The 13,631-nt window shown below is 45.8% G+C and carries 12 protein-coding genes and 1 other annotated feature (1 of these 13 cut by a window edge); of the genes, 2 read left to right on the top strand and 10 right to left on the bottom strand.

The window, feature by feature from the left end; translation table 11 throughout:
• Positions 1 to 135: 135 nt before the first annotated feature.
• On the top strand, positions 136 to 864 hold the full coding sequence (locus G5B12_RS07915) for a LytR/AlgR family response regulator transcription factor (RefSeq protein WP_021977671.1): 729 nt from the start codon (positions 136 to 138) through the stop codon (positions 862 to 864).
• Here the strand turns inward: G5B12_RS07915 and G5B12_RS18015 are convergent.
• From G5B12_RS18015 to pta, 6 genes are all read right to left on the bottom strand, one after another.
• Positions 803 to 2,551 (bottom strand): sensor histidine kinase, encoded by a 1,749-nt coding sequence (locus G5B12_RS18015; protein ID WP_118071646.1) that lies wholly within the window; start codon positions 2,549 to 2,551, stop codon positions 803 to 805. The genes G5B12_RS07915 and G5B12_RS18015 overlap by 62 nt on opposite strands.
• Positions 2,552 to 2,871: 320 nt before the next feature.
• A complete protein-coding gene (locus G5B12_RS07905) occupies positions 2,872 to 4,239 on the bottom strand; it encodes an MATE family efflux transporter (RefSeq protein ID WP_021977673.1) in 1,368 nt (455 codons plus the stop codon).
• A 95-nt stretch (positions 4,240 to 4,334) separates the two neighbouring features.
• The gene (rpmF, locus tag G5B12_RS07900; RefSeq protein WP_015525241.1) at positions 4,335 to 4,517 is read right to left on the bottom strand and encodes a 50S ribosomal protein L32; all 183 of its coding nucleotides are present in this window, start codon (positions 4,515 to 4,517) and stop codon (positions 4,335 to 4,337) included.
• Positions 4,518 to 4,520: 3 nt separating this feature from the next.
• The gene (locus G5B12_RS07895) at positions 4,521 to 5,048 is read right to left on the bottom strand and encodes a YceD family protein (protein ID WP_118062474.1); all 528 of its coding nucleotides are present in this window, start codon (positions 5,046 to 5,048) and stop codon (positions 4,521 to 4,523) included.
• 254 nt (positions 5,049 to 5,302) lie between these two features.
• Entirely contained in the window at positions 5,303 to 6,493 is a 1,191-nt protein-coding gene (locus G5B12_RS07890; RefSeq protein WP_021977675.1) for an acetate/propionate family kinase, read from the bottom strand.
• Between the two features lie 88 nt (positions 6,494 to 6,581).
• Positions 6,582 to 7,589 (bottom strand): phosphate acetyltransferase, encoded by a 1,008-nt coding sequence (pta, locus tag G5B12_RS07885; RefSeq protein WP_021977676.1) that lies wholly within the window; start codon positions 7,587 to 7,589, stop codon positions 6,582 to 6,584.
• 311 nt (positions 7,590 to 7,900) lie between these two features.
• Between pta and G5B12_RS07880 the strand changes: the two genes are divergently transcribed.
• On the top strand, positions 7,901 to 9,178 hold the full coding sequence (locus G5B12_RS07880; RefSeq protein ID WP_118071645.1) for a tRNA(Met) cytidine acetate ligase: 1,278 nt from the start codon (positions 7,901 to 7,903) through the stop codon (positions 9,176 to 9,178).
• On the opposite strand, the gene G5B12_RS07875 is transcribed toward G5B12_RS07880, so the two are convergent.
• The 4 genes from G5B12_RS07875 to G5B12_RS07860 form a co-directional block, all read right to left on the bottom strand.
• On the bottom strand, positions 9,168 to 10,337 hold the full coding sequence (locus G5B12_RS07875; RefSeq protein WP_021977678.1) for a pyridoxal phosphate-dependent aminotransferase: 1,170 nt from the start codon (positions 10,335 to 10,337) through the stop codon (positions 9,168 to 9,170). The genes G5B12_RS07880 and G5B12_RS07875 overlap by 11 nt on opposite strands.
• A 188-nt stretch (positions 10,338 to 10,525) precedes the next feature.
• Positions 10,526 to 11,314, bottom strand: a complete 789-nt coding sequence (locus G5B12_RS07870; protein ID WP_021977679.1) for an ABC transporter ATP-binding protein — start codon at positions 11,312 to 11,314, stop codon at positions 10,526 to 10,528.
• Between the two features lie 3 nt (positions 11,315 to 11,317).
• A complete protein-coding gene (locus G5B12_RS07865; RefSeq protein ID WP_118062515.1) occupies positions 11,318 to 12,229 on the bottom strand; it encodes an ABC transporter permease in 912 nt (303 codons plus the stop codon).
• Positions 12,230 to 12,300: 71 nt separating this feature from the next.
• On the bottom strand, positions 12,301 to 13,329 hold the full coding sequence (locus tag G5B12_RS07860; protein ID WP_021977681.1) for an ABC transporter substrate-binding protein: 1,029 nt from the start codon (positions 13,327 to 13,329) through the stop codon (positions 12,301 to 12,303).
• A 133-nt stretch (positions 13,330 to 13,462) separates the two neighbouring features.
• Positions 13,463 to 13,631, bottom strand: a binding site (T-box leader); it runs 82 nt beyond the window's last position.

The raw sequence follows: 13,631 nt of genomic DNA, 5'->3' as shown, positions 1-13,631 counted from the left end.
AGAATATGAGATCTTACGACATTTCTCTACAAAATCTCCCCCGTAAAACTTATGTAAAATCGTAAACTGCCTCTGGACATTCCTAAAAGTTATGCTATACTACCTTTACACTTATTTCTCCGGAGGTTACAGATTTTGAATATTGCTATTATTGATGACATTGCATCGGACGCAGAACAGCTGAAACGTATTATTACTTCTTATTTTGAAAACAGACAGATTCCCACGGAAATCCGGTACTTTTCCAGTGCGGAGGCTTTCTTTGACGATTACCGGCCCGGAAATTTCCAGATCCTGTTTCTGGATATCTATATGGATGGCATTACCGGCATGGAAGCAGCCAGAAGAATCCGAAATCAGTCTGATGACTGCATTCTTGTTTTTGTGACTACCAGCAGTGAATTTGCGGTGGAAAGCTACGACGTAAATGCCGCCTACTATCTTCTGAAACCTTTTCAGCCGGAAAAGCTGTGTCAGATTCTGGATTCTTTTCGTCTGAAAGAGGCTCTTCATGCACGATATATCGAAATTATTTCTGACCGTGTTCCTGTGCGTGTGCCGCTGCACAGCATTCTGTATGCAGATACATTCCGCAATGCCGTCTGCCTGCATACAGATGCCGGCCCGCTGCGTTCTTACCTTACATTCCATAAATTTGAGGAGCAGATCCGTGACTGCCACAATTTTCTCTCCTGTTACCGTGGATGTATGGTAAATATGGACCGCATCCAGGAAGCCACCGACGACGGATTCCTTCTGGATAACGGAGAAACTGTCCAGATCCGGAAACGTGGTTCTGCCGCTATCCGAAAAGCTTATCTTCAGTATCTTTTTTCGTCAGGCGAAGGAAAATCTCTGCCTTAAAAATCCCATTATGGTCCTGAAAGTCTGCAAGACCACCATAACGTGCCGCAATCTCCGAGATGGATGCGGTTCCGATTCCCTGTCCGGAATGTTTTCCGGAGAAAATTCCGTCCCTGCCTCTTCGAAGAGAACCTGTACAACTATTTTCTTCTTCGATCAGCAGTTTATTATTTCTGGCCCGGATCTGTACCCGGATAAATCTCGGGCTGCCATCCGGGCACCTTTCGGCTGCCTCAACTGCGTTTTCCAGCAGATTTCCAAAAAGCCGGCAGAAGTCTGTATCTTCGATTCCTGTATTCTCCGGTGCCTCCACCTGGCACTGAAAAGAGATTCTTTTTTCCCGGCAGATCTCCTCATAATAATGAAGAATTGCATCGGTTACCTGATTTTTACAGTAGGTCTGATATGTAAGCCTCTCCTGAAACTCCCTTGTATACCGGCAAAGATACGTCTGCATTTCCTCATACTGTTTCTGTTCCAGAAGGGCAGCCAGCACCCGGAGATGTTGCCGCATATCATGACGGACACGGCTGGTTTCATCCATCTGCGCTTTCAGTTTTTCGTAATGTTTTTTCTGAGCAAGCAGACGCAGTTCTGTCTGTTTGCTGTATATCTCATAGGTGAGACGGATTTTGTACGCTTCTGAAAGATCTCTCCACAGCACGCAGGCAAACGCAATGGCCAGTACCATCCCTCCGGTCTCCGGAAACCGGCCTCCGATGATAGGTTCGTAAAGAGGCCAGATCCGATCTGCTGCAAGGGAACAGGCGTAAACCGTTGTTCCCACCAGAACAATTTTCCCATATCCGCAGTCAGTTTCCCCGAAAGTATTTACCAGCATATAAAACGCCGCAACCCATTTGACAGCTTCGCTGATCCAGGATGCTTCATAGAAAATTCCTGCTGAGGGAAGAATATCCACAAAAATTTCCAGAAGAAAAGCTGCCACAATCCAGACATCAATCATAAGAGACAGATATGTCCTGGTGCGGATATGTACTGTAAGCACTCCAAACATGACGCAAATACAAAATGCCATGGCAAATCCGCTCCCAAGTACCCGCAATCCTCTCTGCATATTGATCTGAACCGGGGACCCGAACACCGGAATATACTGAATTCCGGATTTGACATGGTTTTTGTCTGCCACTGCTATGACAATTTCCGCCATTTCAGATCCCTGAAATGTAAAAACACGGTTCATAATCTGCTCTTTATAAGTTTTTTCATCCGGATCTCCCACTTCTCCTGCCAGTTCTCCGTTGATATAAATCCGGTATGCGGAAAAGACCTTCTTAAGAGAAAGGGCCCATGTCTGTTCTTTTTTCGGCAGAATCAGAATCATCCGATAGGTTCCGCAGCCATAGGGAGAGGCATTTTTGTCACCCAGTTCCATTCCTCCGTATTCTCCAATGGAAATATACCGGCTGTAATATCCGGTGTTTTCTTTCAGCATATCTGGAGTAAGAAGTTTCCCCGGAAAATACTGCCATTCTCTGGCCAGATAATGCAGTTTCCCCGCTGCTTTTTCCTCATCCAGACAGAGAATTCCCTGAATGGGCTGCTCTCCTCTGGCCGTATATTCATTGTTCATGCGGTACATCAGAAAAAATGCCGTCATGGATAAAATCACTGTAATTCCGAAAATAAGAGTCCACAGCTTATTTTTCTTCTCTATGGCTGCCACCCCGCTTTCCGGATCGGTTTCGGATTCCCACCGTCAGGGCTGTGATTGCTGCCATTGCCGTTTTTATGGCGTACCTCATGCAGATCCCCATAACAATCACTCCAAGTATTGATAAAATCCCATATCTTATTGTTTTTCGCAGATTGTGCATGTGATTCATCCCCTTTTGTGCTGTTTTAAATATCCATCTATATGCGTCCAGAATACCGCTTTTTCTCTTTTCAGGCAATGAAATCAATTCGTAATAAATCGACATTTTCCGAGAAAAACAAAGGTGCCAATCACTGCTATCACGCAGAATCAGCACCCTTTTTATATGGTTATTTCTTTTTTTGTATACCGGGAAAACGCCGGAAATAGTAAATGACAAACAGCACCGCAGTAATTACCCAGGACACCGGATAGCTGAGCATAATGCTGTTAATTCCGGGATGGGATTTTACAAAGGCAAACAGCCAGATAATCCGGATCATGCAGACGCCTCCGCATGTCAGAATCATGGGGATCAGAACTCTTCCGGCACCACGCAGGGCGCCGGACAGAATTCCGATCACAACATAAAGCGCATACGATGGGATCAGGAACCGGATCATATGGACTCCAATTTTCACCACTGTCTGATCTGTGGTAAATAGGCGGTAAATTGATCCCGCAAACAGAACAATTGCACCACTTACAATAAATGCGGTAATATATGCCATTGCCATACAGACACGGACGCTTTTTCGCATGCGGTGGTATTTTCCGGCACCGTAGTTCTGTCCCACAAAGGTGGTAATTGAGATAGCAAAGGCATTGCAGACCATCCAGAATACCGCGTCAATTTTTCCCAGGGTTCCCCAGGCTGCCACGGTATCCGTTCCCAGCTCATTGACAAAAATCTGAATAGTAAGATTGGCAATGTTGTACATCACAGATTCCAGTCCTGCTGGAAGTCCAATCCTTAAAACTGCTCCAAGAGACCGGAGATCAAAACGGATCTCATGGAATTCCAGACGGTAAATATCTTCTGCCCGCATCAAAAACCAGGTTACAAGAATGGCACTGACTGCCTGACAGCTGACTGTTGCAAGTGCAACGCCAAGAACTCCCATATGGAAGATTACAACAAACACAACATCCAGAAGAATATTCAAAAGGCAGGTGATGATCAGCACATAAAGGGGTCTTTTGGAGTCTCCTACTGCTCTTAAGATACTGGATACCATGTTGTAAACCAGATTGAAAAAAGTTCCCGCAAAATAGATATGCAGGTACAGTACAGAATCCGGAATTACTTCTGCCGGTGTTTTCATCAGGTGAAGGATCGGCTCTGCCAGGATAAATCCTGCTGTTCCCACAATTATGCTGGCTGCCAGACAAAAAATCATGGATGTGTGAAGCGCTTTTTTGAGATTTTTGTGGTCTTTTGCGCCGTAGAACTGTGAAATCACCACAGCCGCACCAGAACATAGGCCCACAAAAAATCCTACAATCAGATTCACGATCATGCTGGACGAACCACCGACTGCAGCCAGCGCTTCTTTTCCCACAAAACGGCCTACCACAACCGTATCGGCGGTATTATAAATCTGCTGGAACAGAGTTCCAAACAAGATCGGAAAAAAGAAAAACAGAAGCTGTTTCCAGATCACGCCCTCTGTGATCTGGTTTACGGCGGTATTTTTCTGATTTTTGTTCTCTTTCATATTTTTATTTCCCCTCAGAGTATAAAAAAAGCCGGTATACTTATCTCAGCATACCAGACTCTTTTCTGCATCATATATTGACTGACCAATCAAAATTAGTCCTCAACTTTGATGATTTCCTTCTTATTGTAGCTTCCGCAAGCTTTGCAAACTCTGTGTGGCATCATAAGTGCTCCACATTTGCTACATTTAACAAGGTTCATAGCGCTCATTTTCCAGTTCGCTCTTCTCTTGTCACGTCTAGCTTTGGAAGATTTGTTCTTAGGACAAATGGACATAGGTTACACCTCCTTAAATTTACTGAATATATCACTGATAGCTGCCATGCGGGGATCCTTAGGCTCCTCCTTGCATCCGCAGGGACCTTCGTTCAGGTTCTTCCCGCAGCGGCTGCAGATACCTTTACAGTCTTCTTTACATAAGACCTTCAAAGGCCAGCATATCAATACCTCAAGATAGACCAACCGGTCCACATCCAGGTTCATACCTGTGAGATAGCTGCTTTCATCCAGATCATTGACACGTTCTTCATCAGAAAGCTTCATATCAAGCTTCTTCTTAAATTCCAGTGATATCTCTACGGCTACTGTCTCAAGACAGCGGTCACAAGGGATTCCAACTGTAATCTTACCGGTTCCTGTAAGTTCAAGAACCTTGTCACCGGTATTGGTGATCGTAAGCTCTACCGGTTCTTTCGCAAGTACCGGGAAACTTCCCATCTGAAAATCAATCTTCTCCAGTTCAGGAACAACTGATTCCTGGATCGTCTTGCCATCACAGGAAGAAATGTCTAATAAATGAATCTGCATAAGTCTCTCCTATCCACACTCAATCCATTATACATATGGTCTTGTGATTTGTCAACGCTATTTTCGGGAAAATATTACATTTTTTTAATTTTTTGTTACTGTTGGCTTAATCGGAAATTCGGGGTAAATTTCGGGGGTGGACTTTTAACTGTCCGCCCCCGAATGTATACTGCTGGTTCGCAGTAATATTCTGCCTGATCTCCGGCTATGCCCGAACGGTTCTATACCATCTGTGCCAGTGCTGAAACGGCTGATTATACCAACGCTACAGTCTCACGGCAGATTGCAAGCTCCTCATTTGTCGGGATAACTGCAACTTTCACTTTGGAATCTGGTGTGGAGATTACGATCTCCTCGCCACGATGTCCGTTTGCATCTTTGTCAAGTGTTACACCAAGGTATCCAAGATAGCTTACAACTTTCTCACGTACCGGGATTGCGTTCTCACCGATACCTGCTGTGAAGACGATTGCGTCAACACCGTTCATTGCTGCAACATATCCGCCTACGAATTTAGCGATGCCATAGCAGAGAACGTCGATTGCGTTTGCTGCATCTTCGTTTCCGCCCTCAGCTGCCTCGTTAAGGTCACGGAAGTCACTGGAAAGTCCGCCGGAAAGTCCGAGAAGACCGGATTTCTTGTTGAGTACGTTCATAACGCCCTCGATATCAAGGTTCTCTTTCTTGGCGATGAACTCCATGATAGCCGGATCGATGTTACCGGAACGTGTTCCCATAACAACACCTTCCAGTGGTGTAAGACCCATTGTGGTATCTACACATTTACCGTTTACAACAGCGCTGATAGAGGATCCGTTTCCAAGGTGGCAAACGATAACTTTGGAGTTATCTTTGTCAAGGCCAAGGAACTCAACAGCTCTCTTGGATACAAAGCTGTGGGATGTTCCGTGGAAACCGTATCTTCTTACTTTATATTTCTTGTAGAAGTCAAGCGGAAGTCCGTAGAGATAAGCCTTAGCCGGCATTGTCTGATGGAAAGCGGTATCAAATACTGCTACCTGTGGTACACCTGGCATAAGGTCTGCACATACGCGGATACCGATCAGGTTTGCCGGGTTGTGAAGCGGTGCAAGATCGTTGCACTCTTCTACGGCTTTGATCATCTCATCTGTGATCACTGCGGAGGAAGCGAATTTCTCACCGCCGTGTACGACACGGTGTCCGATCGCGTTAACTTCTTTCAGGCTTCCGATTGCGCCTGTCTTGTCATTGGTAAGTGCATCCAGTACCATCTGGATTGCCTCTTTATGTGTTGGCATAGCTGCCTCTGTGATCTCCTTGTCACAGCCGGCTTTCTGGTATACCAGTCTTCCGTCGATACCGATTCTCTCGCAGAGACCTTTTGCAAGGACTGCCTCTGTATCGGAGTTGATTAACTGATATTTTAATGAAGAACTTCCACAGTTGATAACCAATACGTTCATGATATTTACTCTCCTGATTTTTTATAATATAAGGTTAGGGGCAAAAGGTGTTTTGCCCCTAACATGATATGTAAGGATGATAACCGGATTATTTATCCTCTGCCTGGCACTGTACTGCTGTGATCGCTACAACACCTACGATATCATCTGCAGAGCATCCACGGGACAGGTCGTTTACAGGTTTCGCGATACCCTGTGTAACAGGTCCGTATGCTTCTGCTTTACCAAGACGCTGAGCAAGCTTGTATCCGATGTTACCTGCATCAAGGTCTGGGAAGATAAGGACATTTGCTTTACCTGCTACTTCGCTTCCAGGTGCTTTGGATGCGCCTACGCTTGGAACGATAGCAGCGTCAAGCTGGAACTCTCCGTCAAGTTTAAGCTCCGGATGCTCCTCTTTGGCGATTCTGGTAGCCTCTACCATCTTATCTACGTCAGGATGTTTTGCACTTCCCTTGGTGGAGTGGGAAAGCATAGCTACCATCGGCTCCTCCTGAACAAGAAGCTTGAAGGACTCAGCGGAAGATGCTGCGATTGCGGAAAGTTCATCCGGAGTCGGGTTCTGGTTCAGACCGGAATCCGCAAATACGAATGCACCGTTTGCACCATACTCGCAATCCGGAACTACGATCAGGAAGAATGCGGATACAAGCTTGGTTCCCGGTTTTGTCTTCAGGATCTGAAGGCATGGACGAAGTGTATCTGCTGTAGAGTGGCATGCACCGGATACCATACCGTCTGCATCACCCATTTTAACCATCATTACGCCATAGTATGGGTACTGAGTATGAAGGATCTCTTTTGCTTTCTCAGGTGTCATTCCTTTCTTGGCTCTCAGCTCTACGAATTTATCAATGTATGCCTGAGTTCTGTCAGATGTCTCCGGATCTACGATCTGTGCGCCGGAAATATCAAAGCCGCCTTCTGCTGCTTTCTTATTGATCTCTTCCTCGTTACCGATAAGGATGATCTTGGCAACTCCCTCTTTCAGAATCTTGTCAGTTGCCTCAAGAGTTCTCATATCCTCTGTCTCTGGCAGTACAATTGTTTTTACGCTTTCTTTTGCTCTTTTTTTAAGCAGTTCAACAAATCCCATGATTAAATGGCTCCTTTCTTGATGTAACAAAAACGCTAGTGTCTGTTCGGGCACTACACTGTGTTTATTATACCTCCTTACACTTTGTATTTCAAGCTTTTCATTGTCAGAAAATGGATGTGCGGCGTATTTTTTGAGGTGCAATTTACGGGCTGACTGCGAAGTGGATTATGTATGACTTAACTTTTTGCAGTGCTTATGTTAGAATAGCTTCATTACGGAAAAACGCAGTGCCAGGCAGGTATATGCAGTCTGTCTCGTGGTAAGGCTCTGAGTAAAATTTAACTTTTCAGAAATGGCAGGTTTTTTATATGAAAGTTGTTGGAATTATTGCAGAATACAATCCTTTTCACAGGGGGCATGAATATCAGATCCGTTATGTCAGAGAAACTCTTGGTGCTGATTATGTGATCGTCGCCATGAGCGGAGATTTTGTGCAGAGAGGCGCACCTGCGCTTATGGAAAAATATCTCCGGGCGGAGATGGCTCTTCTTGGCGGTGCCGATCTTGTCCTGGAGCTTCCCATCCAGGTTTCCACTGCCAGTGCGGAGGGCTTTGCCGCAGGCGGCGTAAGTCTTCTGGATGGACTTGGGTGCGTAGATGAACTTTGTTTTGGAAGCGAATGCGGCGATACGGAGATCCTTATGGAAACAGCTCGTATTCTTGTTGCGGAACCGCCTGTATACAGAGATTTTCTTCAGAAAAACCTGCGTGACGGAATGAGTTTTCCTCTGGCAAGAAGCCGTGCGCTGACAAGTTATGTTGCAAAATCTGCCATCTCTGATGTGTCTTCCGGTGACGGACATTTTATTTTTCCGGAGCAGATGGATTCTATCCTTTCTTCGCCCAACAATATTCTTGGTATTGAATACTGCAAAGCCCTGCTGCGCCAGAACAGCTCCATCCGTCCCCATGCGCTTCTCCGAAAAGGAAGTGGGTATCACGATGCGGATCTCTCGGATGTTTCCGGAGATTTTTTCCCGTCTGCTTCCGGTATCCGGGAACTTCTTTCCGCCAAAAAGGACGCCATGGATTTTTCCCGTTTTATTCCGGCTGCGGCATTTCCGGTTTTTTCCTCTGCGCTTAAAAAGGGCTGCTGGCTTTCGGAAACAACTCTGGATCTTCCTCTGCACTATAAGCTTCTTCTGGAAACGGAAGAAACGCTGCGTCAGTATCCGGATCTTTCCGATGCATTGATCCGCCGGATCTTAAAATACCGGAACCAGTATGAAAGTTTTTCCCAGTTTGCGGATCTTCTGAAAACCAGAGATATCACCCGCTCCGCCATCTGCCGTGGTCTTGTCCGGATCTTTCTTGATCTGAAAGAAAAAGCACCCGGACATATCCCCTATGCCCAGGTACTTGGTTTTTGCAAAAACAGTACGCCACTCCTTGGCCAGATCAAACGAAATGCTTCCATTCCTCTCCTGACCAAATCTGCCGATGCTTCTTCTGTTCTTGATAAAGACGGATTGGATATTTTCCAAAAAACCTGCAAAGCTTCCGGTCTTTATGAGATGCTTCTCTGCCGGAAAACAGGCCAGCCGTTTATCCATGAATTTCAGAAGTCACCGCGGATCATTTTGTAACGGTAATTCCGCTGTTCCCAATCGCTTCCACTGCTTCCCGGATCTTCTCCGGCGGAAGTACCAGAGCGAAACGTACGTAGCCTTCTCCGTGAGGACCGAAGCTTGCTCCCGGTGTTACGATGACGCCGGCTTTTTCCATCAGTTCCATACAAAATGCCATGCTGTCCGTGCGGCCACCCGGGATCTTTGCCCAGACGAACATGGTACCTTTTCCATTTGGAAGTTCCCAGCCAATGTCGCGAAGTCCCTGGCAGAGGGCATCTCTTCTCTCCTCGTACATCTGACACTGTTCTTTTACGCTGTCCAGCGGTCCCTCAAGTGCTGCAACAGCGGCTTTCTGAAGTGGCAGGAACATGCCGAAATCAATCTGGCTTCTCAGCTTGCGAAGTGCTGCGATCACGTCCGGCCGACCTACCAGAAAGCTGAGCCTTGCACCGGTAACATTGAAGGATTTGGAAAGGCTGAAGAACTCCACTCCGATCTCTTTTGCCCCTGGTGTTGCAAGGAAGCTTCCTCCAAATGCTCCGTCAAAGATAATATCGCTGTATGCATTATCATGAATAATGAGAATATCATATTTTTTCGCAAATTCCACGATTTCTTCGTAAAGTCCTGGTGTGGCTATACTTCCTACCGGATTGGACGGAAGGGATACCACCATGTATTTGGCCTTTTTTGCCACTTCTTCCGGGATTCCCTTTACATAGGGGAGAAAGTCATGTTCCGCAACCAGTGGATAGTAGTAAGGAACCGCTCCGGCCATCAGGCTTCCTGCTGCAAATACCGGATAGCACGGGTCCGGAAGAAGGACGGTATCTCCTTCGTCACAGAGGGCCATGCCGAGATGTCCCATTCCTTCCTGGCTTCCATAAACGGTCATTACCATATCCGGTGTCAGTTCCACGTCAAAACGTTTTTTATAATAAGTACAGACTGCTTCCAGAAGCTCCGGCAGATCCCGGAGGCTGTACTTCCAGTTGTTGTCATCCATGGCCGCTTCCGCTACGGCTTTTTTGATGTATTCCGGAGTTTTAAAATCCGGGGTTCCCACACTCATGTTATAGATCTTCATGCCCTGGGCTTCCAGCTCCATGCGCCGGTTGTTCAGAGCAGCAAAAATTTCATCCCCAAATCGGTCCAGTCTTTTTGAAAACTGCATATCATTCGTCCCTCTTCCATAATAAAGTTAATCGGATATTCGCAATCCGCTTCGCTACTTGCTCATAAATAAAATCACAAAGCGATTTCATTTATTTTACCACGGTAACGTGATATACTCAAGAATTTTCCACAAAAAAAGAACCACCACCTGTTTCAGATAGTGATGGCTCTTCTACTTATCATTCATTATTCCGACAAAAGAATACGGTCATTATCCAAGGCCTTGCCGGCTCCTGTCTTAAACTTCTCAAGAAGACCGTCCACAGTCATGTTCTTTTTCTCTTCTCCTCCGATATCCAGTACGATATTACCGGAATCCATCATCAAAATACGGTTTCCAAGATCAATTGCTGACTGCATATTGTGTGTGATCATCAGACAGGTCAGCTGATGTTCTTCCACGATCCGTTTTGTGAGATTCAGGACTTTCTCTGCAGTTCCCGGGTCAAGTGCTGCAGTATGCTCATCCAGAAGAAGCAGTTTCGGCGGGTTCATGGTCGCCATCAGAAGTGTCAAGGCCTGTCTCTGCCCACCGGAAAGAAGTCCTACCGGATGACTCATCCGCTCTTCCAGGCCGATGTCCAGTTTCTTCAGTTCCTCACGAAAACGTTCTTTTTCCTGCCGGGTTGTGTGGGAAAGCCATCCGCCCTTCCCGGCTGCAAGCGCAAGATTCTCTTCGATCGTCATACCCGGAGCAGTTCCGCGCATCGGGTCCTGATAAAGACGGCCGATTTCTTTTGCACGTGCGTGCTGCGGCATAAATGTGATATCCCTGCCGTCCAGCTCGATAGAGCCTGCATCTGTAAGGAAATCACCGCAGATTGCGTTGAAAAGTGTTGATTTTCCCGCACCATTGGAACCGATGATCGTAGCAAAGTCGCCTTTTTTCAGTTCCAGGGAAAGATCTTCGATTGCCTTTTTTTCGTTTACAGTTCCCGGATTAAATGTTTTTGAAATATGGCTGATTTTTAACATGGATCATCTGCCTCCTTTTGTATGAGTCATTCTTCTTCGGATCTGCGGCCACTGTTTCTTAAGATATGGACCGGAAATTGCAAGAACAACGATCACAGAAGATACCAGTTTCAGCATAAACGCCGGCATATTGAAACGAAGTGCAATGGTGTACACAAGGCGGAAGATAAAGGAACCAAGCACCATTCCTACCGCCCTTACAAAAATTCCTCCATGACCAAGAAGAGTACCTCCGATCAGCAGAGATGCCAGTGCGATGGTGACCATACCCTGTCCGATGTTGATATCTACGGATTTCTGTGACTGGGACAGAAGGCATCCGGAAAGTGCGGTAAATGCATTTGCCACACAAAGGCCGATCACAGTTGTAAAGACCGGATTGATGGAGGAAGATTTTACCATATCGGAATTATTTCCGGTTGCCCGGATTGCAAGACCAAGTCTTGTTCTCAGGAAAAATACCAGAAATACGATCACAAGTATCACTGCGATGGCTGCAATGATAATATCTTCTCTGCCTTTTAAAGGTGTACCTGCAAGTGCATCCTTCATCATGGTAAATACCGTGGTTGTCCGGTTCATATTAATGAGAGAAGAGCCTCCCATGACCGCAATATTTACGGAATATAAGGCCGTATTTACAATGATACCTGCAAGCAGGCTGTCTACTCCCAGCTTTGTCTGCAAGATGGCAGTTACAAATCCCGACGTAACACCTGCTGCCATAGCTGCCACTATGGACAGAAACGGATGTCCGCTTACAGCTACTACGGCTCCTACAGCGGCTCCAAAAGTAAAGCAGCCATCTGTAGAAAGGTCGCAGACATTCAGCATAGAATAACTAAGAAACAGAGCAAGAACTGTCAGGGAACAGATCAGTCCAAGCTTCAGAGCAGTCTCCCCGAGGGAGAACATAGTTGCAATCGTCACAGTGATTTCCTCCAATTGGATTTATTTCATAACTGTTCTACAAGGTGAACGGTTATTTATTTTGCGTCTACTTCATCGAAGCTCTCTGCGGTTGTGATCTCATTTACCTGTGTGCAGAGCGGCTCAAATGCTTTCTTTACGGTATCAAAATCAAGACCAAGTTCTTTGCAGGTTTCTGTATTAACTGTTGCAGTACCATTATCAAATGTTTCCACAGCGGTTTTGGCCGGATCTGCGTTATCTACCAGGATATCTGCGATCATATCGGCTGTTTTCTGTCCAAGATTTGCATAATCAACACCATATCCTACAAAAGCACCATTTAATGCAAAGGAGTCAGCACCTGTGTAGTGAGGGATTCCTGCGTCAATAAATTTCTCATAAATAGAAAGCTCTGCTGTCATGATGGTATTGTCTGTAGGTGTAAATACGGCATCCACACCATCTGCGATCAGTGCATCTGCCGCAAGCTGGACTTCATCGGTAGTCGTTCCGGTACGTTCTACATATTCGATTCCCTGCTCATCCAGGTAATCTTTTGCTTCCTGGATCGCTGTTGTGGAGGAGTCCTGTCCTACATCATAAAGAAGACCGATTTTCTTTACATCCGGATTCTGTGCCTGGATCAGTTTCATGATAGAAGAAGTATCCAGATAATCACTGGTTCCTGTAATATTTGCTCCAGGAGCATCCAGAGAATCTACAAGGCCGGAGCCAACCGGATCGGATACTGCGGAGAAAACAACCGGTGTATCACTTCCCTCTGTAGCAGACTGCATACGCATTGCCACCGGTGTAGCCACACCTACCATCAGGTCAACGTTATCTGCCTGGAAATCGGAAATGATCTGTTCCATAACACTGGCATCTGCATTGCAGTTATCATAGGATACATCAAATGTGATACCTTTTTCTTTGCCGATCTCTTCCAGACGGGACTGGATATTGTCTACGATCTGATTCAGGGAAGCATCATCTACATAATTGCAGATACCGACTTTAAAATCCTCTGCCATAACCGGACTGGCCATCATCATACTTGTTGCTGCTACTGCTGCTGCGATTACTAACATTCTTTTTTTCATAATTTTGTTCTCCCTTCTTATTTCCGCTTATGATTACTTTTTGTACACCCTGCGGTCTGCTTTTCCGGAACAACTTTTATGCAACAGAATTTCTTTTTCCTGTAACACAAAAACCGTCTCAAGCTTATATTATGCTTGAGACGGTAATAAAAGTTCTTTATTATCGCGGTACCACTCAAATTGACGAATCGTCCACTTTCCGGTGTACTAACATACACTCCTCATTGATAACGGGTTCGGTTCCCGTCGGCGCCTACTGTACAGATAAATAGTTCGGGCCGCCCTCGAAAGTCCATTCAACA

This window comes from Blautia sp. MSK.20.85 (assembly GCF_013317245.1).
Taxonomy (GTDB): domain Bacteria; phylum Bacillota; class Clostridia; order Lachnospirales; family Lachnospiraceae; genus Blautia_A.
The sequence above is the reverse complement of the archived record's forward strand: the minus strand, read 5'-3'. Positions and strand labels throughout refer to the sequence as shown.

What these genes read in the sequence shown, in the direction of transcription:
- G5B12_RS07905 (WP_021977673.1), bottom strand. Translation starts at nt 4,239, where the DNA reads ATGAAAGAGAACAAAAATCAGAAAAATACCGCCGTAAACCAGATCACA.
- rpmF (WP_015525241.1), bottom strand. Translation starts at nt 4,517, where the DNA reads ATGTCCATTTGTCCTAAGAACAAATCTTCCAAAGCTAGACGTGACAAG.
- G5B12_RS07895 (WP_118062474.1), bottom strand. Translation starts at nt 5,048, where the DNA reads ATGCAGATTCATTTATTAGACATTTCTTCCTGTGATGGCAAGACGATC.
- G5B12_RS07890 (WP_021977675.1), bottom strand. Translation starts at nt 6,493, where the DNA reads ATGAACGTATTGGTTATCAACTGTGGAAGTTCTTCATTAAAATATCAG.
- pta (WP_021977676.1), bottom strand. Translation starts at nt 7,589, where the DNA reads ATGGGATTTGTTGAACTGCTTAAAAAAAGAGCAAAAGAAAGCGTAAAA.
- G5B12_RS07880 (WP_118071645.1), top strand. Translation starts at nt 7,901, where the DNA reads ATGAAAGTTGTTGGAATTATTGCAGAATACAATCCTTTTCACAGGGGG.
- G5B12_RS07875 (WP_021977678.1), bottom strand. Translation starts at nt 10,337, where the DNA reads ATGCAGTTTTCAAAAAGACTGGACCGATTTGGGGATGAAATTTTTGCT.
- G5B12_RS07870 (WP_021977679.1), bottom strand. Translation starts at nt 11,314, where the DNA reads ATGTTAAAAATCAGCCATATTTCAAAAACATTTAATCCGGGAACTGTA.
- G5B12_RS07865 (WP_118062515.1), bottom strand. Translation starts at nt 12,229, where the DNA reads ATGTTCTCCCTCGGGGAGACTGCTCTGAAGCTTGGACTGATCTGTTCC.
- G5B12_RS07860 (WP_021977681.1), bottom strand. Translation starts at nt 13,329, where the DNA reads ATGAAAAAAAGAATGTTAGTAATCGCAGCAGCAGTAGCAGCAACAAGT.